This is a genomic window from uncultured Neptuniibacter sp. (assembly GCF_947498015.1).
GTDB lineage: Bacteria > Pseudomonadota > Gammaproteobacteria > Pseudomonadales > Balneatricaceae > Neptuniibacter.
Map to the genome: position 1 here is coordinate 17,649 of NZ_CANMIR010000009.1, position 21,650 is coordinate 39,298.

The 21,650-nt window shown below is 40.9% G+C and carries 14 protein-coding genes; 7 read left to right on the plus strand and 7 right to left on the minus strand.

Annotation, left to right across the window (positions count from 1 at the left end; genetic code table 11):
- Positions 1-124 precede the first annotated feature (124 nt).
- The 3 genes from Q0882_RS11950 (at position 125) to Q0882_RS11960 (ending at position 4,482) form a co-directional block, all read left to right on the plus strand.
- Entirely contained in the window at positions 125-1,324 is a 1,200-nt protein-coding gene (locus Q0882_RS11950; RefSeq protein ID WP_299181938.1) for a site-specific integrase, read from the plus strand.
- A gap of 131 nt (positions 1,325-1,455) precedes the next feature.
- The gene (locus tag Q0882_RS11955; protein ID WP_299181941.1) at positions 1,456-2,775 is read left to right on the plus strand and encodes a hypothetical protein; all 1,320 of its coding nucleotides are present in this window, start codon (positions 1,456-1,458) and stop codon (positions 2,773-2,775) included.
- Between the two features lie 24 nt (positions 2,776-2,799).
- On the plus strand, positions 2,800-4,482 hold the full coding sequence (locus Q0882_RS11960; RefSeq protein ID WP_299181944.1) for an MBL fold metallo-hydrolase: 1,683 nt from the start codon (positions 2,800-2,802) through the stop codon (positions 4,480-4,482).
- Between the two features lie 83 nt (positions 4,483-4,565).
- Here Q0882_RS11960 and Q0882_RS11965 read toward each other — a convergent pair whose 3' ends face one another.
- From Q0882_RS11965 to Q0882_RS11975, 3 genes are all read right to left on the minus strand, one after another.
- Entirely contained in the window at positions 4,566-5,924 is a 1,359-nt protein-coding gene (locus Q0882_RS11965; protein ID WP_299181946.1) for a hypothetical protein, read from the minus strand.
- Entirely contained in the window at positions 5,921-7,138 is a 1,218-nt protein-coding gene (locus tag Q0882_RS11970; RefSeq protein WP_299181949.1) for a hypothetical protein, read from the minus strand. The genes Q0882_RS11965 and Q0882_RS11970 overlap by 4 nt, the downstream gene beginning before the upstream one ends.
- 402 nt (positions 7,139-7,540) lie before the next feature.
- Positions 7,541-8,682, minus strand: a protein-coding gene (locus Q0882_RS11975) for an IS3 family transposase (RefSeq protein ID WP_299181951.1) whose coding sequence is annotated in 2 segments (ribosomal slippage) — positions 7,541-8,445 and positions 8,445-8,682 — 1,143 coding nt in all. Because the reading frame shifts where the segments join, the coding sequence is not laid out codon by codon here.
- 243 nt (positions 8,683-8,925) lie between these two features.
- Between Q0882_RS11975 and Q0882_RS11980 the strand changes: the two genes are divergently transcribed.
- Together Q0882_RS11980 and vsr are read left to right on the plus strand one after the other, a co-directional pair.
- A complete protein-coding gene (locus tag Q0882_RS11980; RefSeq protein ID WP_299181953.1) occupies positions 8,926-10,566 on the plus strand; it encodes a DNA cytosine methyltransferase in 1,641 nt (546 codons plus the stop codon).
- A gap of 1 nt (position 10,567) precedes the next feature.
- Positions 10,568-11,020, plus strand: coding sequence for a very short patch repair endonuclease (vsr, locus tag Q0882_RS11985; protein ID WP_299181955.1), 453 nt, complete (start codon positions 10,568-10,570; stop codon positions 11,018-11,020).
- Here the strand turns inward: vsr and Q0882_RS11990 are convergent.
- The 4 genes from Q0882_RS11990 to Q0882_RS12005 are packed head-to-tail and all read right to left on the minus strand — an operon-like array spanning position 11,017 to position 18,500.
- Complete coding sequence (locus tag Q0882_RS11990) at positions 11,017-13,104, minus strand: AIPR family protein (RefSeq protein WP_299181957.1); 2,088 nt, start codon at positions 13,102-13,104, stop codon at positions 11,017-11,019. The genes vsr and Q0882_RS11990 overlap by 4 nt on opposite strands.
- Positions 13,097-14,107: a PD-(D/E)XK motif protein gene (locus Q0882_RS11995; RefSeq protein ID WP_299181960.1), complete on the minus strand. Its 1,011-nt coding sequence runs from the start codon at positions 14,105-14,107 to the stop codon at positions 13,097-13,099. Before Q0882_RS11995 ends, Q0882_RS11990 begins: the two co-directional genes overlap by 8 nt.
- The gene (locus Q0882_RS12000) at positions 14,097-16,952 is read right to left on the minus strand and encodes a Z1 domain-containing protein (protein ID WP_299181962.1); all 2,856 of its coding nucleotides are present in this window, start codon (positions 16,950-16,952) and stop codon (positions 14,097-14,099) included. Before Q0882_RS12000 ends, Q0882_RS11995 begins: the two co-directional genes overlap by 11 nt.
- A 6-nt stretch (positions 16,953-16,958) precedes the next feature.
- Positions 16,959-18,500 (minus strand): ATP-binding protein, encoded by a 1,542-nt coding sequence (locus Q0882_RS12005; protein WP_299181964.1) that lies wholly within the window; start codon positions 18,498-18,500, stop codon positions 16,959-16,961.
- A gap of 210 nt (positions 18,501-18,710) precedes the next feature.
- Here Q0882_RS12005 and Q0882_RS12010 point away from each other — a divergent pair, with 210 nt between their 5' ends.
- Together Q0882_RS12010 and Q0882_RS12015 are read left to right on the plus strand one after the other, a co-directional pair.
- Positions 18,711-19,670, plus strand: a complete 960-nt coding sequence (locus Q0882_RS12010; RefSeq protein WP_299181966.1) for an SMEK domain-containing protein — start codon at positions 18,711-18,713, stop codon at positions 19,668-19,670.
- Between the two features lie 222 nt (positions 19,671-19,892).
- On the plus strand, positions 19,893-21,614 hold the full coding sequence (locus Q0882_RS12015) for a DUF2326 domain-containing protein (RefSeq protein ID WP_299181968.1): 1,722 nt from the start codon (positions 19,893-19,895) through the stop codon (positions 21,612-21,614).
- The last annotated feature ends 36 nt before the right edge of the window (positions 21,615-21,650 follow it).

Sequence of the window (21,650 nt, forward strand, 5' to 3'; positions counted from 1 at the left end):
CTGTTTCAGATAGTTTCACATTAATTCGCTATATGTCACCAAAAAGGGTGACAGAAAGGGTGACAAGAGAGGCCTAAAGTCATTAGGATTGAGTCTTCTGTCACCCTTTTTCGTTTGGGATGCTATGAACGACTTACAGATCAAGAAGTTACTTAGGGAAAAGAAAATTGGTAGGCACAACACAGGTGACAGGTTGGGTCTCTATTTTCGGGTAAGTGAAGGAGGTACGGGAACGTGGGTTGTACGTTACAAGGCGCACTCTAAACGCCGTGAAATAACCTTAGGGAGATATGCTATTGGTGCTCCCGATCACATCACTCTGGCCGATGCACGGGGAGAAGCAGCACAGATTCAGGCTGCAGCCAAGAAGGGAATTGATCCGCTAGCTGAACGGGAGAGGGATCATTTAGCCAAGGTAAATACAGTTGATGATCTTGCTGAAGATTGGTTAGAAGATTGTAAGCGTCGATTGAAGCATCCAGGAATCCCTGAACGTGTTTACCAGAAAGATATAGCGCCCAGCATTGGACAACTATCTCTTGATCAAGTTAACGCGAGAGATATCAGAGGGGTGATCACTAAAATTGCGAGAAGTAATCGGCCTACTATCGCGAATGATGCTCTGGCGTATTGTAAGCAGATCTTCAATCACGGTATTAAGCTTGATCTAATCCAGAATAATCCCGCCCAAGCTTTCCGCAATGTTGATGCTGGAGGTACTGAAGAAAGCCGTGATAGGGCGCTGTCTTTGGAAGAGGTTCAGCATCTCTTTGAGGTTTTCAGAAACAATACTGATCAGTTCACACGCGATAACTATCTTGCCGTGGCTCTTTTATTATGCCTTGGTGTCCGTAAAGGAGAGCTAATTGCTGCTGAATGGTCTGAGATCGATCTCGAAAAGGGTCTCTGGGTGATTCCTAAACACAGGAGTAAAAATGGCGATTCGATTACTATTCCTCTTGTTGAGTGTGTTGTGGAATGGTTCTGTGAGCTGAAGTATCGATCTGCTGGATCAGAATATGTGTTTCCGCGTAGACGTTCTAGCAAGAGGAATGGGCATGTATCCCCAGATACCTTGAATGCAGCAATAGCCAAACTCTTCAAAGAAGAAAAGCTAGAAATTGATCATTTCACCGTTCACGATTTGCGCAGAACATTTCGGACACAGTTGGGGTTTCTCGCGGTTCCTGGTCATGTCGCGGAGCGTTGTATGAATCATCGAATTCCAGGTATAGAGAGGACTTATAATATTCATGACTATTTTGATGAAAGAAAGGAAGCCCTAGAGCTGCTAATAAAGCGTTTTGCACCGTTAATAAAATAGTTATAAGTGAACAGGAAAAATTTCATCTGTAACTATTTACAATAAAATTACGTCATATTCGTATTTTTAAACCATGCGGTTTGCATTACATTGACTCCCAAGCACAAGCACAAGCACAGAGGGAGTTAACTATGTCTAGATCAGAAAAACTTAGTTTCGATGATACAAAGCGTTTGCTAGATCATGCCTGTGGTTCTAGCCCTACGATGACAGCAGCAAGAGTTGCAGATTACCTTGAAATCCCTTCTTCGAGAGTTTCTGAAGGCCGGAGAAAGGAATGGAGGTTGAGCCAAGAACTATCGGAAAAATTAATGTCTAGGTTCGGTCAGCCTAAAGCAAAGCCTGGGCTTTTTGTGCGTGCTGAACAAAGAGACTGTATTGAATCCTTCCTTGAATTAGAAGATGCAACCTCGCAGAAAAGACACTTTTCACGGGTTAGATCTTTATTTTATTCCTCAGAATTTCGCAATGAGCTGGCTGACACAATCAAAAGTATTGGTGAGGATGATCAGCTCCTGATCCCAGCTGATTTATTTGCCGAAGATGGAGATGAGAACCTAGGTTTATTTGAACTTGGAAAGGTACGCAAAGAAAGAGCGAGAAAAAAATTCACATCAAAGGAATTTCGTAACAACAAGTTAGATAGGTTGTTTTCACTGATGAGAGATCCTCTCTTTGGTGAATGGTCTCAGATTATTTCAGATATCATCAAGTCCAAAATACAGGCTGGGCTCCAGCCGGATTCGATAAAGTTATATTTATCCGCTACAGGTTTTTATGCGGTAAATGACATTCTGAATATAGATCCTAAAGGCAATAATAATCATCTATCCACAGATAACAGTTTGGAAAAGTTAGGGAGAGAATTTGGCCTGGATATATCAGGTGTAGACAAAATGAGCCTTTTCCTTATTGGAAGGCTAGATAAACATTTTCTTGAGCATGAGAATTTAGCGTCAGATAAAAGTGCTGATTTGAGTTTAAGAGAATATGTTATTTCTGGGGATTTGATTTGGTCATATGAAGGGCGCTTCACTAGCCCGAAACAAGGAAGTGCAGGGCTCCCTTGTATCTACTTTCCTGCTGATAGTGATGATCCCGCCTGGACACCGCCTTTGCTTAGTGGTTTTGATGATTATAAATACGGCTCTAAAAATCACAGTATGTCGCTATGCCTTGATGCTTGGACTACTTATGAGGTGTCGTTATTTCTTAAAGAAAACTGTGATTATGCTCTATTGATCTCCTTGGGAAGTAGTGATGAGAAAGGATCCTATTTAGGGCACATGGCGGAGCGTAACATTGTAATCCCTAATATCGCGGGTCTGTCTTTGTTTAAGGAGCTTGAGCAGCTAAGGAAGTGGTTAGGGTTGCCTGAATTACCAGAAGACGAAATGAAAACCTCCATCGCTAAATTCGGCGGTTATGTCCCAGGGGCATTGGTTATTTAACTATCGATAAAACAAGGATTGGTTATGCTGAAAGTAAAGTTTATAGGGGCTTCCGAGGGGGTTACGGGTTCATGTGCTTGGTTATGGCACACTGATTCCGATACGCAATTCCTAGTTGATTGCGGAATGCATCAAGGTTCGCATGATGAATTATGGAAGAATTATCAGTCTTTTGAGTTTGACCCTAGGAACATTAAGTATGTATTACTCACACATGCCCACATTGATCATTGTGGCTTGATCCCGAAATTAGTCAAAGGAGGCTTCAAGGGGTGGGTTTATTGCACTCAAGCCACTAAAGACGTGGCAATGCATATGCTTAAGGATGCGGCAAAACTGAGTGACCTTTACAATGAATCAGACATTCAATTAATAAAATGGCATGTGATTGATTCAGGAGGATTCAGTTGGAATAAAACGCTTCGGCTTGCTGATGGTCTTTCTGCAACTTTTAAGAGAGGGAGTCATGTTCTTGGTGCTTGTGGTATTTCTATCAGATGGAGCTCTCCAGATTACCCAGGTGAACTCAAAAGCATCTTTTTTAGTGGAGATATAGGCTCACAGGCCGAAGGAAATCAATACCTCCCCCTAATGAAATCAGATCATTATCCGTGTCCACAAAGTGATTACATAGTGATGGAGTCAACTTATGGTGCTATCGCTAGGGACAATGAATTTAAGGATGCTGAGCGACGTATAAACACTCTCGGGGAGATCATTAGTGAGACTGCTTTTCGTAATGGGGGGACTGTATTAATTCCTGCTTTCTCCTTCCATAGAACCCAAGAAATCATGTCCGATTTGCTTGTTTGGCAAAGGAAAGCATGGGCTGCTAGCAAATATGCACCTCTCATGGGAAACAAAAAGATCAAAAATGATGGATCAGAGGCATTTGAAAACCCTTTGAGAGCGATTGTCCATAGCCCTTTAGGAAGTAAGGTCAGTGAGGTATATGCTCATCAATTGTCTAAAAAACTATCTAATGGCAAGTATCAGTACCTTAATTCTGAGTTAGCTGGTCGTTTAGAGTGCCCAGAGGAGGATGTCGCTAGAATATTTAGGAATTTTTGTGATGAAGGTTCGGCTTATTCTCAAGGGCACATCATTCGAAATCTATGTGTGCAAGGAAAGCATAATAGTCAGACCGATAACCGTTATCAGAAAACGATAGAGCATTACTCCGTAATCGTTGCCAGTTCAGGCATGTGTGATAACGGTCCGGTTGTAGAATACATCAACCGGATGAAGCGAGATCCAAAACACACAATAATCCTAACCGGGTACCAATCACCAGGATCTCTTGGGGGACAACTACTGAATGGTCGAGGGAATAGTAAAGCGAAGGTAGTGAATATGTCCGGATATTATTCTGGGCATGCTGATCAACAGAAATTGCTGGATTATGCTTTTTCTCTTGGCAAATATTCAGAGGGGGCAAGGCCTGCCAAAATCTTCATTAACCACGGAGAGAAAAACAGCAAAGAAGCTCTTAAGGCTGAGTTGCTCAAGAGAGCAGACCAATGCCATGCGGATGATCGGAATGTAGACGGTGTAGAGATCGCAAGGTCTGAATGGTTTGACCTCAATGCAGGTGCTTATATTGATGAGTGTAAAACATCAGAGGGTTCTTTGATTGAAAGGCTAATTTCTATTGAAGATAAGATAAATCGACTGACAGATGAGATCTCCGCTTTGCGTCTGCAGTAAAGACTTAGCTAGCGATTTATTAAAACCCACGTTAATAGTCATTAACGTGGGGTTAGGGGCTGTACTTGATCCTAGGGGTGGGCTCATACTTGATAGAGCTTTAGCTCCGGGCCTGTATACCAAACTTTGCTAGATTTATCTGTTATCAGATCTGAAATAAGCAGTAGCAACGGCTTAATAAGAGCATCGTTGAGGACTTTTTCAATGGTCTGATTGATATTGAAGTAGGAAAGGTGAAGTTCTGTCTCTTTGTTATGGACAATCGCACATCTTACCTTATAAAGCATTTTTGCATATTTATCTGCATTCAAGTGAGTGCAAAGATCAGCATAGGTATTGGTATTTTTAATGTTTAAATGGGATAAAAACTCTTCGCAATCAGGATCGGACCAATAGGGTTCGGTGTAAAAGAGAGATATTTCACTTGAAACAATATCCTTAAATTTTGTTCCATTTATTTCTCTTTCCCAGAACTCCCCCATTTCCTCTTCTTTAAAGAGCTTTGCAAGTAATGTTGGTTCACTGTCCTTGACGGCTTCACCCAATCGCCTAAGGTCTCTCAAAGAGAAGAGGTTGCCTCCGTTGCTATCTGCAAGGTTTACAATAGGTATTTTGAACATAAAGCTTTCAATCACATGGTACATGGAAAGAAAAGTGCCAAGTATATCGTTACTATGGTTTAGTTCGCTGATGATAATTAATGTTTCTTCGAATTGATTATAAGAGTCTGCTGGAGATACCCGTTCAAGAAGTTGAGTTGGAGTATTTATTTTATACGAAGGCTTTTCAATATGTATAACCCTTCCTTGAAGGGCTGCATACATCTTCATAGCAGATTCTGCAGCAGAACTGTTAGGAACATTCTTGTTATAAAGCATGTATGCCTGATTAAACTCTAGATTTTCTTCCTTAGAGAGAAAGTGGAGTAATAAACCCAAAAGATTGTTATCAAATCCGCCATCATCAATGTCACGTTCAAGGTTATCCAATTGGACTTTTATATAAGCGACTGAATTGATGGGGTGAGTTTGGTTATGATAACCAAATGCAGTGAATGGTAATTCAGAGCCATTATACTCAGCCAAACAGAATTTTTCTTCATCAAGGCTTACATCATTTTCAAGATCGATAATTCCGTTAGCTGCGTCTTTCTCTATTTCTATTGCTATTTTAAAGAGCGGAAGCAGCTCATCCCAGTCCATTATCTCGACTGCAGAAAAGCAAGTTGCTGTGTTGATTTCATCGTAAAGATTGGGCAAGCATGGGGCAGCTTGATTGCCCATGTAAACTTCGGTGATTCCATCAGTAACATTGTTTAGTACATCGCTACACGCCTCTAGAGTTTCGTTGTCTCCGTTAGTCTCAAGCTCATCATTAATTGAACTAAGCATTCTGTCAATTCGATCCGTGATAGAGGTATAGATTACATCCTTGTATTTCACCTTGGGCTACCTCCGAAGTAGAAACTCCAAGAGCTGAATTCTTGACCCGATAGAAAGTCATATACAGCGTTATAAACAGCTTTCTTATTTATTACCCCTACATTAACTTTGTTTAGTTCAACTCTATTTCTTTCAATTTCAAAATCGGTAATGCGCAGTGTTTTAACTAGGCTAGGTATTTTTAAATCAATGTCAGTGATAAGTTCAACAAGGCTTTTATCGGTATCGTTTGAAAGAGCTCCTATTGCTCCAAAAATACCTATAAGAACAACTTCTCTTCCAAACCATTTGAGCCCAACATCTTCATATTCTTCATACAGATATCGGTCGAAGTTGTATATAAATTGAACAAATAGCTTTAGGAATTGAAAATCAAAACCTTCAATAAGGTCGACCTCAGGAAGGGAGCCAGACTGAAGTTGGCTGATGAAGTCGCTATTCGTGTTAACAATTTTTCCAGCCGATAATGCAATAAGTGCGGAAATTATATGTGAGAAATGATAGGAGCCTAGGGATCTACTCTTGCTGTATTGGATTGCACTAACTTCTTTTTCTCGTAGATATCTGACCCCTTGAGGGGAAATCTCTTCTAGTTTTAGCAAGGTTCCAAGGAACAGTAGTTCAAGCTGGTGTTTTATGTTTACTGATTTATGGCCCGCATTTAGTAACAGCATTTTTTGGATTTGTTGCTCTTCCGTTAGACCATCCCACACTTCTAACCACAGGTTATTATCATCAAAGAAGTCTAGAGGGGAGCAGAGTCGGTGAGCTTCAAATTCAATCAGGGCTTTTACAAGTTGCCGGTTTGCACCTACAGCTTTGAGTGAACTTGAATGTTTCCGAAAAAAAGAGCTTGAGCTTGTCAGGTTTTCAATAAAGTCTTTCTTCTCAAGCAATTTAGTTATGGTCTCATGGATAACTTTTAGTCTGTGCGTTCGTTGTAAACCATCGAGAATCTTAAACTCTTCTATGTATAAATCCTCTCCTCTAATAGCTGTCTCATTCGATACTAGTACTATTGCAGGAATGTGTTTTTTTCCATGTATGGTATCAACCAGGTGATCTAAATATTTGTTACTAACTATGCCTCTCTGTACACCAAAGTCTTTATAGTTAGCTGGTACAGAGGAAATATATTCTTTCAGGTCAACTTTGCAGAGGTAGCAGGTTGCCCCGTTTTCATTTTTAGTATCGAGTATTTTTAATTTCATCATAAATACGCTATGGAAGTTCAGGGCCAATGTTGTAATGCTCAATAAGCTCTATATGCCTAAGTCAGGGGTATGTACTCAACGGCTTCTTTTATTCTAATAGCTTTTCTGTATAGCCTCAGTCACTTATGATTCTATCCTCTCAAAAAAGAGGTTTTCACATTGATCGAGGCTGTGTAACGAGAGATCGGTTCTGAGAGGAGCTTAGCTACATGGAGGGGGCTGAAAGATCAAGAGTTTCATCCTCTGAAACAACGCCTCATACCAAACTTCCCTTTAGGCAAAATTTAACTTTCCCCTTATTGTGAGGAGGGGTCAAGAGTAAGGAAAAGAAAAATTAAAAATAGACGGTTTCAGGAAGAGTAGGAAAGCTCATTGTGGCAAGCCCCTAGTTTTCTAGACAGATCATAGCTTCTCATAATACTGTTTTTCGTATTCTACTGGTGAGATGCCTCCGTTGTTACCGCGGCGTCGATTCGGATTGTAGTACATCTCGATATAATCAAAGACATCAGTTCTGGCATCAGCCCGTGTCGTGTATATCCTGCGCTTAATCCGCTCCGTTTTCAGCGACGAGAAAAAGCTCTCAGCAACCGCATTATCGTGGCAATTACCTCGACGACTCATACTGGCTTCCAGATTATTCTCAGCCAAGAACTTTCGCCAGTCCGCACAGGTATATTGAATCCCCTGATCTGAATGAACCAGCACCTTCTTTTCAGGTTTGCGCCGCCACACCGCCATCAGTAGCGCATCAATGACCAGATCGGCTCTAGGATTGTTCTTCATGCTCCAGCCAATCACTTGGCGAGAGAATAAATCCAGAACGATTGTTAGGTATAACCAGCCTTCATGGGTACGGATATACGTGAAGTCTGTTACCCAAGCCTGATTTGGCTGGCTGACCTGGAACTGTCGATCCAGTGTATTCGGAGCGATATGACTGATACCGCCGCCAGTAAAGCCTCGATGCCGTTTATAGCCACGTTGTGATTGGATACCCGCTTCACGCATGATGCGGTAGACACGGTTCTTACCGCAAGTTTCACCATGACCTTTCAAGTCTCGGGTGATGTTGCGATACCCATAGGCACAACCGCTTTCTAACCAGAACTGTTTTATCTGTCCAAGCAACCGCTTGTCCTCATGGCTGCGCTGGCTTTCAGGAGACTTTAACCACGCATAAAACCCACTTCTGTGGAGGTTGAGCGTGCGACACATCACCGCGACAGAATACTTATCGAGCCGTGACTTTATGAACGCGTATCTTTCCTTGACTCGCTTGCAAAGTACGCGGCGGCCTCCTTTAGGATGTCTCTTTCCTCGGTTACTCGTCGCAGCTCAGCTTTAAGTCGGCGTAGCTCTTCCTGCTGTTGCGAAATCGTCTGATGCTGAGAGCCTGTATCACCGTATTTCTTAATCCAGTCATTCAGACTCTTCGTGGTAACACCCAGTCTTTCAGCAACTTCTGAAATCTTGTAACCGCGGTCTGTGACTTGCTTAACCGCTTCAATTTTGAACTCTTCGGGGTAGCGTTTATAGCTCATGAATGGACACCTTTTTTGCGTTGATTGTAACGCTATCAAGTGTCTAGAGTACTAGGGGCTTGCCATTCTGCCTTTTCAAATTATGTTAATTGTCATCTTCCTGAATATCAGCCTTCTGTTTGTTTAAAGCTCTTTGAGCCTCAGGATACAATACTTAAATCAAATTTAACCTAAATTGATCTACCTATTAAAGGTTATGATACCCTTTAATATCAGAACCTTAGTCCTCACTTGATAACATATATGTCTAAAATCAAAATTGTTGATCTATTTGCTGGTCCTGGCGGACTTGGCGAAGGCTTTTCGTCCCTCGAGGATGCATTTGAGATATGCGTGTCTGCAGAAATGGATGCTCATGCACGATCAACTCTGCGCCTTAGATCCTTTTATCGAATGCTCAGGAATGAGCGAACTGACTGTTTGAGTGATTACTATGATTATTGCAATGGAATCAGTGAGCAAGCATATAGCAATAAGACACATGACCTTTGGGAGAGATCTGGAGAAGAAGCTAGAAGAATTGAGTTAGGCTCACCAGAAGGGAATAAAGAACTGAGAGCTAGGATCAGCCTGTCAGGATTAGATAAAAGCGATCAGAAATGGGTCTTAATCGGAGGTCCGCCCTGTCAGGCGTATTCTCTTGTCGGTCGTGCTAGAAACAAAGGTATCGCCAATTACAAAGCCGAAGCAGATCATAGGCATTTCTTGTATAAAGAATATTTGAAAATTATCCAAGAGTACTCTCCTGCTGTTTTTGTGATGGAAAATGTAAAAGGAATTTTGTCTTCGAAGGTCAAAGGTAAACCAATCTTTCACGATATTCTTAGTGACCTTTCAAATCCAAATAAGGCGTTAGGGCATAAAGAAGGAGGCAAGGAAACAAAGTACCGAATTTGCTCTTTAGTAACTGGAGATACATTCCATAACGGTGATGATCCGAAGAAGTTTGATGCAAGAAAGTTTGTGATTAAGTCAGAAGATTATGGCATCCCCCAAGCTAGGCATAGAGTTATTTTGCTTGGGATTCGGGAGGATATTGATGTTCTAAATGGGACGCTTACCGGTTTACCTGAACATAATGTTGAGAACGCATTAGAAGGAATCCCCCCGCTTAGAAGTACTCTAAGTAAAGAGAAGGACTCCACAGATGCTTGGAAATGTGTTGTTCGTGATCATATTGATGATTTAATTGCTGAGATAAAAAGTAATCCACAGTTTGAATTGGACAGTTTGTTGTCACATCTAAAGGTCGCTCAACAGGATATTTTAGACAGGGATGACTCAGGTGATTTCAGATATAGGAGAAGTAGTAAAGTATTAGGGGCAGCCAAAAATAAATATCTCAGCGACTGGTATCAAGCTGATTCTAAGCATTTAAAAGTCTGGCTAAACCATCAGGCTCGTGGGCATATGTCAGATGATCTGCGTAGGTATGTGTATGCTGCTTGTTTCGCAAAGGCAAAAAATAAATCGCCTAAAGGCCATCAAGAATTCCAATTACGGGGGCTAAGGCCAGAACATAAAAATTGGGAAACCGGGAAGTTTGCAGATCGTTTTAGAGTGCAATTGGGTTTATCTCCATCGACAACAGTAACGAGTCATATATCTAAAGATGGGCATTACTTTATTCATCCTGATCCCGGGCAATGCCGTAGCCTAACTGTTAGGGAAGCCGCAAGGTTACAAACTTTTCCTGATAATTATTTCTTTCAAGGACCAAGGACTGAGCAATTTAAGCAAGTTGGAAACGCAGTACCACCATTACTGGCATATCAAATTGCAAAGATTGTTGAAGATATTATTGATGGAAATGAACCAAACGAAGCGGCTGAGAGACCCGAAATGGGAAAAGAGAAGGAACAATATCGTTTAGAGTTTGTTTGATATGGTTGATGTGCATGAAAAGGCTATTCGTAGTAAAAATATGTCTGCGATAAGGTCCAAAGATACTAAGCCTGAAATATGGCTAAGGAAGCAGTTGCATGCACGTGGGTATAGATACCGACTTAATCACCCTCATCTTCCCGGTAAGCCTGATTTGGTATTTAACAAATTTAAATCGGTGATTTTTGTTAACGGGTGCTTTTGGCATATGCATTCGTGTCCTCTGTTTAAAGTACCCAAGACAAGAACGGATTGGTGGCTCCAGAAACTGTCAAAAAACAAGGAAAGGGATCAAGAGTCTATTAAACAGCTCGAGCAAGATGGTTGGAAGGTGTTAACCGTTTGGGAATGCGCTATTAAAAAAAGTCAAAAAAATAATGGGGCTGACTTGCTAGCTTTAATCACCCATTGGATTGAAAACGAAACTACTAGCAAGTCTATTCCTTCTTCTTAAGCCAGCTCAGTGTCTTTCTCTTTTAGATCATTTAGGATCCCTTCATCCTTCAGATTTTGAATAATAGTAGCAGCGTGCTTTGCTTGTTTTGCTGAAGGTATTTTTTCCCATGATCCGGCTGCATATCCTGCCAGAGTATTTGATAATCCGCAGTGGAAATCACTTAGCCTATTGTCTTTTCGGCCCCACTTTGTAATTTGCCACCATGTATCACTATCAATACTCATCGCGATAGCAATATTTTTCCGGTCTTCAGTTGTAATATTGAATTTGCCTTTTCGGGCTTCAGCTCCAACAGTAGGCAACTGATCTCCTTCAGTTAATTCGGCTTCTAGTTCTGATGGGATCTTGAGATCCAGTTGTTGAACTTCTTCCCAACACTCTTCCTTTTTAGCCCATTCTGTTACGTTTCTACCGTTAGCGGTGTCAACGATCCTTCTATGGACACCAGGCATCCAGTCAAAGATTACTTGTTCAACGACAGGAGTTACTTCTTGCCGATCCCATATTTTACGTAGCATTAAGCGCCCATATGTCTTTTGTGAAAGCAATGAAACTGTATATGCAACTGCGTTAGCACGGTATGCTGAGAAAGCATGTTTACGTGCAATAGATTCAGCTTTTTTATAAATAATCGCTTTTGCTATTAAATCTTTAAAGAAATCTACATCTGGTTTATCTAGCGTTCTATCCTTCTTAACCTGAGTCATGTAATGAATGAAGCTCTTTTGAGCACCCAGGCCAACGATGTGTGGCTTTTGGTCCCAAGCATTCTGGTAACGAGCAAGGTCTGTTTTAGCAAACTTACGACGAGGAGGGTTTGCATCTTCAAAAATTCTCCTTTTCGCTGGAGTAGTGGATGCTCTGGCTTTGGCAACTTGATATTGCCCTCTGGCTCGTTCGTAGAACCAACGATACTGCTGCCCCGGAGCCCAGACACTTTGAGAAAGCCTTTCAATTTCTACATGGAAGCTATCATTTGAAGCGAAGTCTGCTTCATTTACTCTATTCTGAGTGTTGGAGTATCTACTTATCTGTGGAACGAGTTCATCAAGCTGGTCTGGATTAACCTTTGTTATTTTTGCTTGTACTGCTAGTTGATCTAAATGAGAACAACGATCAAATTTTCTAGCTCTATGTATTGATGCTACAGTCTGCCCACCATTAACAATCTGCAGTCCAGCCAAATGTGTAATCACCTCCTGACCTGATGAATCGCGTTTTGTCGTTAGGCTTTCTACAGTTGCAGAGATGCCATTGTTATATGCTAAAAAGCGTGTAGGTTCGTTCAGGATGGTATTACGTATCCCTTTGTTGACGTTACCTTTTTGCTGTAGGAAGGACCTTACGTTCAGCTCCATCAGTTGCCCAGAATATTCTTCATATAACTCGGCTAGCCAGCTACCAGGAATGATTGCTAAATAGCCACTGTATTCAGTACTGTTGCCTGGCATAGAAAGACAAGGAAGACTCTTTCCAAATTTAGCTACTAGGTCGATCTCTATAGCTTCGTAAGCTTTATCAGAGCTTTGCATACGGCTAAGGCGCTGAATGTCCCACAGATGTAACTGAAGAGATGTACCTTCAGGGCCTTGAATATCTGGAGTGTCTCTAGCAGAGATGAGAGAGTCCGTGACGAAATGGAGCCTGATCTGGTTAATCTTAGAAAAAGATTCTTTTATTAGTGAGACACAATCATAGGTTTTAGAAGAAGGTTCAATTTCAGACAGATCTGTTTTCTGTGAAAAGTCTATGATTCGAAGGGCTCGTCGACATAACGTATCTAAAAAAGCTCTGTTAATTGCTTCAGGCTCTTCTTTACCGGAGTAGTATGCAATGACTAGGTCTAGACGCCCTTCACTGAGATCTGCCGCCCACGCATCACAGTGCACGACACTGGCGCCAAAGCTTTTTTCGATATGCCCAATTGAAAGGTCTTGTATGCTTCCTGATTCTGCAATGATCGATGTTACATATTCAGTAAATCTTTCAACAGGGTATTCTGAAGTTACTAACTCGTTAGAAGGGTCCGAGACTTCAGATATAAGACGACGGCGATATTCTTCGAGGTCTACTTCATTCATAGTTCTTACCTGAAATAAGCTCGAAAAGTTGTTTAGAGCTCATGGTATTTTTTGACATCCCTGTCAGTGATAGTTTGTAAGAAACTTCCACAATTTCGGGAGGAATTTTTTTTGTTGTGAGACAAGGAAAGTGTTCGTCAATTGTAAAGATACGTGATTTCCTGAGCGTATATCCGCAAGTTTCATATTGGCTGATATCTTGCTCTCTATATCCGATATTAATTAGCTTTTCTGCAAATACAACTTGGTCAAGATAAGATGAAGTTAGAAGTTCCTTGAAACTATTAACTAACTGGAATAATTGTTGCTCTTCATTATCATGCTGATCTAGCGCGAGTTGAGTCAGATACAATTCCTTGGTTCCAACTCTTTCTAGTTGACGTAGGCTTGTGATATTTACACAATCTAGGTTTGATGAGGTTGTGGTTTTGATTTCTACAGAGCATTTTTCAAAGTGAAAGTCGTGATGGCTTTTTTCTGTACCTTGCCAGGCTTTTAGGATGTCACTGGCATCTAGTCCATTCTCAATTAGCTGCAACATAAAAATTAGTTCGCCAGCTAAGCCGACTTGTTGGGAACGGGTTAAAATTTGTCTATTGGGAGCGAAGAACTTCTGCCAATGCTTCAACTCCTTGGAGACAATTCCACATGCAGTTATTGGAGTGGATACGTATTGCAATGCTTCACATAATCGAGCGGCTAAAATGAGAAAAACATCAGCCGCGCCGGTTTGATTTAGATCAGCCGCGAGAAAGCAATCAGATGTATCAGAGGTTAGATGCGTTTCGATTCCCTTCAGCTGAGGAAAAATTGTCCCCTTATAAACGTCTGGAGGGATGGGTCCTATCTCTATAGCAGGAGTCTTTTCGGGATACCTTATCACCAAGTAGATTCTTAGTTTTGCCGGCCCGGCGAGTAGGTAGCGGGCAGCCATTGAACTCCCGGCTTCGCCTTCCAATAGATCATTCCATTTCTGTTTGATGGTATATAGATCAGTCGCCATATGATTGTTGACCCACTGAATTAACTACATATTCGACTGGTATATCGTTGTCCTTATCAATTCCGGGAAAACTTACAGCGATACCAACAAAAGGCTTATTGCTTTCATTCTGGCTGAGGGCGTGTGAACCTGAATCAATAGGATAAATAATCAATAAGCCTTCTTTGGAAGAACGATACTTTCTCAGTTGAGGGCTCTTTGGAGCGGTTAGAGGCGCATCTGGATTGTAATTACGACGGGATTCAGCAACTTTTTGAGATTCCTTTAGGGCTTTATCCCATGCTTCATCGCCTAAACGCATAATTAGTTCATCTTTAGGGTCTGTGATTACACCTGGCTTATAGCACTTAGGATCATTACCTTTATCCCTTCGAAAGACTGCCCCAATAGAATTACTTGATATAGTTAAGGGGGATCCACTACCTTTGCCTGAGATTAGAACGGTCCAGCGAGTAAGATTTTCTTTCTCCTGTTGTGCAGTTATATATTTGGCAATTAAGGTGGTATTAACACGGATTGTATCCACCTTACTGCCCGGCTTGTAGGATTCTAAAAAGTTGGTAACTATGTGTGGTGAAACTCCGGACCAAGCTTGTTGGCTTTTCCTAAGAGGTACCGCTGTTTCCCCTTGTGATGCGCATGCTTCAATAAGGGAGTTGAGACAGCTCAAATTATGCTTGCGGTCGTCGTCACCAGTTTTAAATAGGATGGTTTGTACGAGATCCCCACTAAAGCTACAACGTTCTTTTGAGCCGTATCGCATTTTTACTGGTGATGTAATTTGTAACTGCGGATGAGTGCGAACTCTATGCCCAAAATTCTCTGGAGTAGAGCCTATTGCGCACATAGTTTCAAAATCTGATCTTAGTTCAATATCAGCATCTGAGATATGTCGAAACCAGTCAAATAGAATTTGAGGGCCAAATAGGCGGGTCAGATCTACATATCCATCTCTATACCCAAACCAGCGACCCATTTGCATTAGGGTATCGTACATTTTGCTCTGGCGTGTGAAATAACTAACTAGTAGGCCTTCCAGCGTCAATCCACGTGAAAGCTTATCACCCCCAATAGCAATAACATTTAGTCCCTGTTTACTATGGCGTTCGTAATCAAGAACGTCACCAGCGCTCCCGTTTATCTCTCTAATTTTTATTGTCTGGACCAGTTCTGGTAGTACTTCACTTATTTCATCCCAAGTATGTAGAGGGCAGTTTTCTTTATTTATACTTTGAGTGGTTGGAATAAAGTCTTTTTCCCATAGGTTTTTCAGATCTTCGAGGGTGGAAAAGTATTTATCTTCTGCTCCGTAGATAACGCTTTGTTTTACTCTTATGAAAATCTCTTTAACCTGTTCAAAAACACGATGTTGGACATCAGTAAGTCTTGTAACGTGAACTAACATTGATGAGTGTTTGTGCCCTTGTCCTCTCAAAGCTCGGGCTGAACATGAAAGGATGTATGTCAATACAGCAATATACAGGCTATTTGGATAGTTGGAATCTTCACTGTAAATAGGGATATGTGATTTATCGTGTAGAGGAGGCATCCAGCCTTCTCTTTCCCTGAGTTCTAGAGAAGCTGCATAATCAGAAATAGGGCGAAGTAGGGGAAGGCCCTCTAGCTGTTCCTGTTTCTCAAAGTCGGTATAGCCAAAGATTTGTTGAGGGCCTATATAATTAGAGGCCGGTTTTAGAGAAGTAATGAAGCTTCTTGGGAATAAATCGTCTCCTACCTCAGAATGTTCAGCATCCTTATGAATCATAATGTTGGCAAATGGGGTTGCTGTGTAGGCTACATAAGCGGACTGTTCAAAAATGTTCAGAATCTTACGAACTTGGCCATTGATGGTGGTCGGGTCTTGCTCTTTTTTTTCTTCGTCAGAAAGATATTCTGCAGTATCGTTTAAATCTGTAGTTTCAGGGATAGTGATCTTATTAGTATTGATAGAGCCTTGATCTGCTTCATCGTCTATCAATAACAATGGTAAGTCTTTGATAGTGAGATCTTCATCTGAACCATTTAATGATTTAGCTTGGTTTTCCAGATATTCAATTAGATTATTCAGTACAGACGCATTTTTTTTGATAACAAAAATAATGGGGCGGTCAACGCTTTGAGGAAAGCGATCTGCAATGGCTTTATTAAAATCCCCGTCATCGGAACGAGATGTGGCTGAATCAGGTTGTAGGTTTTTTGCATCATGTTCTATAAACCCTACCCCAGTACGAACATACTTGTTTTTATCCTTCTTGTAGTAACCCAAAAATCCTTCTTCTAGACGGATTTGGGTTTGTGACCTCAAGTTATTGTGGAAGCCTGCAAGAATGATAATGATCTTATATCCGGCATCGGCAGCCTTACATATCAGACCGGTATAGTTAGCCGTTTTACCGGATTGCACCGATCCTACGACCATCCCCCTTCGATCCCATCGTCCAGGTTGATTGGGGCTGTTTAGCCAAGAGAGGGTTTCATCGGTTGTTTCGCCTAGCTTAGTAACTACATCATCGGGCCAGCCGCTTTGTAGGAGAGAGGTTTCGTATCTTTCCCAATAGCGCCATTTTATATCTGGGCGAGCTTTTTCCAGCCAAGCATGCCAATTTCCATCCTCTGTATGTAATGTTTGAGCGCTTTCCATCCATGTTTTATTGGATAATTCGGCTTCTTCGATTAATTGTGTCCGAACTTTTGTGTTGTCTTTGTATTCAGACATTCCAAGCACAATATCAATTGCTTGAATAAGTTGATCTCGTGAAATTTTACCGCCAGAACTATTCTTTAATAGTTGGACATGTCCCTTAACCATCAGGCGAAGGGCTCCAATGTCTTTATATTCATCCATGCTTTTTTAAACTCCGAAGTGAGCAAAAATTATGTCTTGGTAATCAATAAAACACTCAAGTTGGCAAACTTGCTCAACTATATCCGATGCTGGAGTATCTGAGCCACTGATCATTTTTACAGTTCTTTCTGCTGCTTGAATAACTTCTAACTCAGATGCTGTGTTGAATGGTGTATTTCTTTTTTCTGGGGTTTCTGAAGCGTCAAGCCATATTTGTTCTACTGGTACTGTTTCTTCTATTAGTTTAAGCAGTAGTTTGGCTTCAGTTTTGGCTTCTAGGCTAAGCTTGTTTAAGAAATTGGAAACAATTGGGTGTTTCCTATCTACTTGGTATGCGTTAAAGCCTTTTCTTTCTTTTGTGACCCAAATTTTGGAAACTCTTTCAGATTTTGTCCTCTTACCGTATCTGCCTCGGTGAGCAAATATTTGGCGCGCCTCTTTTCTTATAGTGCTGGCATAGGACGTGAGTACGCGGGATACTGTATGGGGCGGAATGGCCACAGATTTCTTAACATCAATTTGCCAATCTGCGTCCATATCATTGCTGATATCTACTTTGATTCGGGCAAGTTTGTAATGCTCCTCTGACTTCCAGCGTGAGGAAGAATCACGTAAGCCTAACCAAGAGCCTGCTACTAATAATCTGTCATTACGATAGACATAAAAGCCTTGTTGTGCGTTCCAGCCATTAGGACCAGCAGCCTGCTCTAGTTCATCGGAGGTCATCATGTCTTTATGCGGTAAGATGAATCCCTGAATATTGACGTATTTACCATCGTAGGGGATATCAAGGCTGGGTTTGATATCTGTAGCATTGTGACTTTTACAAAAAGGATCCCAAGCTGGAACAGCGTGAACGGGCTTAGTGCCGTTTATGTAGATGTTTAGTTTTTTAGAAGATGATAGGTACCGATGAAAGATCATGCCAAGATGATTACGGAGAGAGTCTATCCGATGATAGAAATCATCTTGGTGGGCTTGGCTGGCAACATTTGTCCCGCCGCAAAGTTTATCTAAATTTTCTAATAAAATTAAAGTTCCCGAATCTTGTGCATCAAGGGTTGCCAGCTTTTCTTCAGCTCCACCTCTTGGGTATTTTAGAAGTATCCAGTTATCTTTTTCTAACGAGGCAATGTAATCAAGATCCCAACGGCGTATGGAAAGGCTACTGGAAGCCTGCTTAGACGCAACAGTTAGAGATCTGGCGAGAGACAGGGATGCTGTTTTTAAGCCCAGCCCAAAGCGACCTAAATCGTCTTTAGCTCTTTCTAGTAGAGGGTTTTGGCTTCCAGCAACCATCGCTTCGGACAAAATAGAATCTGTCATACCGAGACCATCATCACGAATGGTAATCCAAGAATTAGGGCCATCCCAATGTAAATGGATCCAGATGTTTTGAGCTTTCGCGGTTATGGAATTGTCTATTAAATCGGAAATGGCTGAATTTAAGGAGTAACCATAGGCTCGAAGAGATTCGAGCATAGCTGAGGCGCTAGGGGGAGCAATGGTATAGGAATTATTTTCCTCAACTTCCATATTGATAGACATAAAGCTCCACGGGTATGTATTTCAATAACTTAGTGATGAACTGAGTATACACTCGATTTTGTATTAAAAGATATTAACGTGGTTTTCTATGCTAGTAAGGTAAAAACAGGGCCTTTAGCTACCTTGATGTCAATTGATTCTACTTTTGAGGTGTCAATTTGGTTACTATGAATGTGGACGTAACCGGCAGGTACACAGAAGCAATATCATATGAACAGGCAAGAACTACAGAAATCTATCATTAAGTCACTTTCGTGGCTGAGCAATGAAGTTTCGATAAATAACAAACTGAATCTTACTGATATAAACGTGCATTCAGAAAATTTCTACCGTGACTTGCTCAATCTGGCCTTTGACTTTGAGTTGATCAATATCAACATCATTGATCAGAATGCCACTGCGATTGATCTAGGGGATGAAATTAATAGCTTTGCTATTCAAGTAACGTCAACATCAAAGCTAGATAAAACAAAACACACAGTCGAAAAGTTCGTTGAAAAGAAAATGTATGAACAGTACGACCGACTCGTGATTCTGAACATTGTCGAAAAAACTGCCCATAAAGCCCTCAGCGTTGGAGACGAAAGCTACACTTTAGATACGAAAAAAGATATTTGGGATGTTGGTGATCTGGCAGTCAAGTTTAATGATTTCCCGCTTGAAAAGTTACAAGAAATCAACCAATTCCTCAATAATGAGCTATATTCGAAGCCCACGGAAGCCCTCCCTAAAAATGTAATCACTATATTGAAGCTAATTGAACTTATTAGTGATGAAGAACATCCATCTATTGGAGAAGGCTACCTTGAAGAGCCGTTTCCAATGGAAAAAATATATCAGCGATTTTCCGACCATTCCGAGTTTTTAGAGAGTGAGTATCTGGTTTTGTACCAAGATTATGGAGCTGTATTGGATGCAGTAGAAAAAGGGGCTGATATTGGAGCTGTAAAGTTAAAACGGGTTGCCCAGCATCTACGTAGATATAGTGATACTGTTCTGAATGAGTGTAGTGGGAACCCTAAGGCTGCCTTAGAAAGGATCATCGATCATTTTCTTAATTTACTTCAACAAAACGGAATTGATGCAGACACTGGCGCGGCACAGTTTTACATCATCAAACAATTGATTATGTGCAATGTATTTCCAAATAAGGCAGCTATAAGTGGGTAGCTTATTTTCTAAAGATGAAGACTTAAAAAAATCAGCGCCTGTTATCGGGAGTGAAATCCTTAAGCAGCTACAAGCAAGCGATGATGGACGTATTAGTATCTTTGACTTGGCAAGGAATCTACGTAAGTCAGAAAGGTTGAGTGCAAGAAGTATCTATTATGGGATGTTGTTCTTGTATGCGTTAGACGTTGTTGATTTTGACGAGCCGTATTTGATTAAAAAATGTTGAAAATTAGAAAACTGTATTGTGAACCAGCCGCCTTTGAACCAATCACTTTTTTTGATGGGTTCAATTTGATTCTTGGTGAGACTACGGAAGGTAATGTTAAAACTAATGGCGTTGGTAAATCTTTAGCTATTGAGTTTTTAAACTATGGGTTATTAAAGAAAAATAGTGATAGTCGAGTTTCTCTGATTCCACCGCAAGATCTATCACCTGAAACCATAGTGTGTTTGGATTTCGAAATAGGTGATTACCGAATTACTTCTAGAAGGACAATTAAAAACCCTGAATGCCCTACACTAGTCATTAATGGGGAAGCTAGAAAATACTCAACGCTTTCAGATGCAAACAATCATCTGACCACATTACTCTTTGGAACAACAGATAGAGAAAATCCACCTTCATTCAGAACCATGATGGGGCCATTAATTCGTGATGAGGGGTCAGAATTTAAATCTATTATAAATTGTTACGATACAAACAAGCGCGTCCCTCCCAACTATGCACCACATCTCTGGTTGCTTCATGTTGATCCTGCGCCTTATACAGAAGCAAAGCAGCTGTATAAAGATATGCAGGATGTATCTAAAGCCAGAAAAAAGATGGAAGAGAACATTGAAACTATTACAGGTAAAAATGTTTCTGAGTCTAGAGCAGACCTCAATGAGTTAGAAAATCAAGTTCAGCGGATACAAGCAGACATTGACCAGCTTGAGAATACTGAAGGCTTTGACACCGTAAAGAATGAGATTATTGAAATAGAAACCCTGCTTGAGCAAGAACGCTCGGCCCAAACGGTTCTTAAATCGGAACTTTCGAAGGTAAGGATGTTTCGAGGGGACAATTATATCGATGGTGATGAAGTTGCCGAATTGTACAATCAGTTCAAAGCGGGCTTAGGTGATTTAATCAAGAGAGAGCTCGATGAAGTAAGTGCCTTCAAAAGAAAGATTGATGAATTTCAAAGAAGCATCATCGAGAACCGAAGGGCTTCATTGAACGATGAAATCAAACAGCGTGATGAGCGTATTACCAATTTGACTAGAGCTTATAAAGAGAAAGTTTCGCTTTTAGATCAAGAAGGGTTGTTAGTCAGTCTAAAGCAAACCATTGCTGTTCATCAAAGCAAGATAGAAGAGTTTTCTGCTCTTTCATCTTTCATAAGCAAATTCAGTGAATACGATTCAGAGCACAAGTCCAAGAAACGAGAACGGGAAGATAGGATATACCTTTTAGAAAGCTATGTAGGGGATGCAAAGAACGTAATCGAGTCCTTTGAAAATACGGTTCTGAGCATTCATGATTACGTTTTTGGTAATAGGAAGAGCTCATTTGAGATTGATATTTCAAAGAAAGCAGAAATAGTAAAGTTTGAGTTAAGAACAGATTCTGATGGAAGCCATAGCATAAACCGTGAAAAGGTTTTTCTTTATGACCTTTCACTTCTGCTTAACCCCGATACATCTGTATTGCATCCAGGACTTCTGATCCATGACAACATTTTTGATGTTGACCAAGATACACTGATTAAAAGCATGAATTATATTGGGGACAGTTTGCAGGCTTTGGCCAGTCGACAATACATACTGACTATTAATAGTGATAAGTTTAGTCGCGAAGATATAGAACAGCTCAATATTAGGCTAGATGATTTTGCTAGAGCTTCATTTACCAAGGAAAATAGGTTTCTGAAGCGATCTTACCAAGAGCTATCTGCATAGGGTTAAGTGTTAAGTATTACGCAGGAAAAGCTGGGG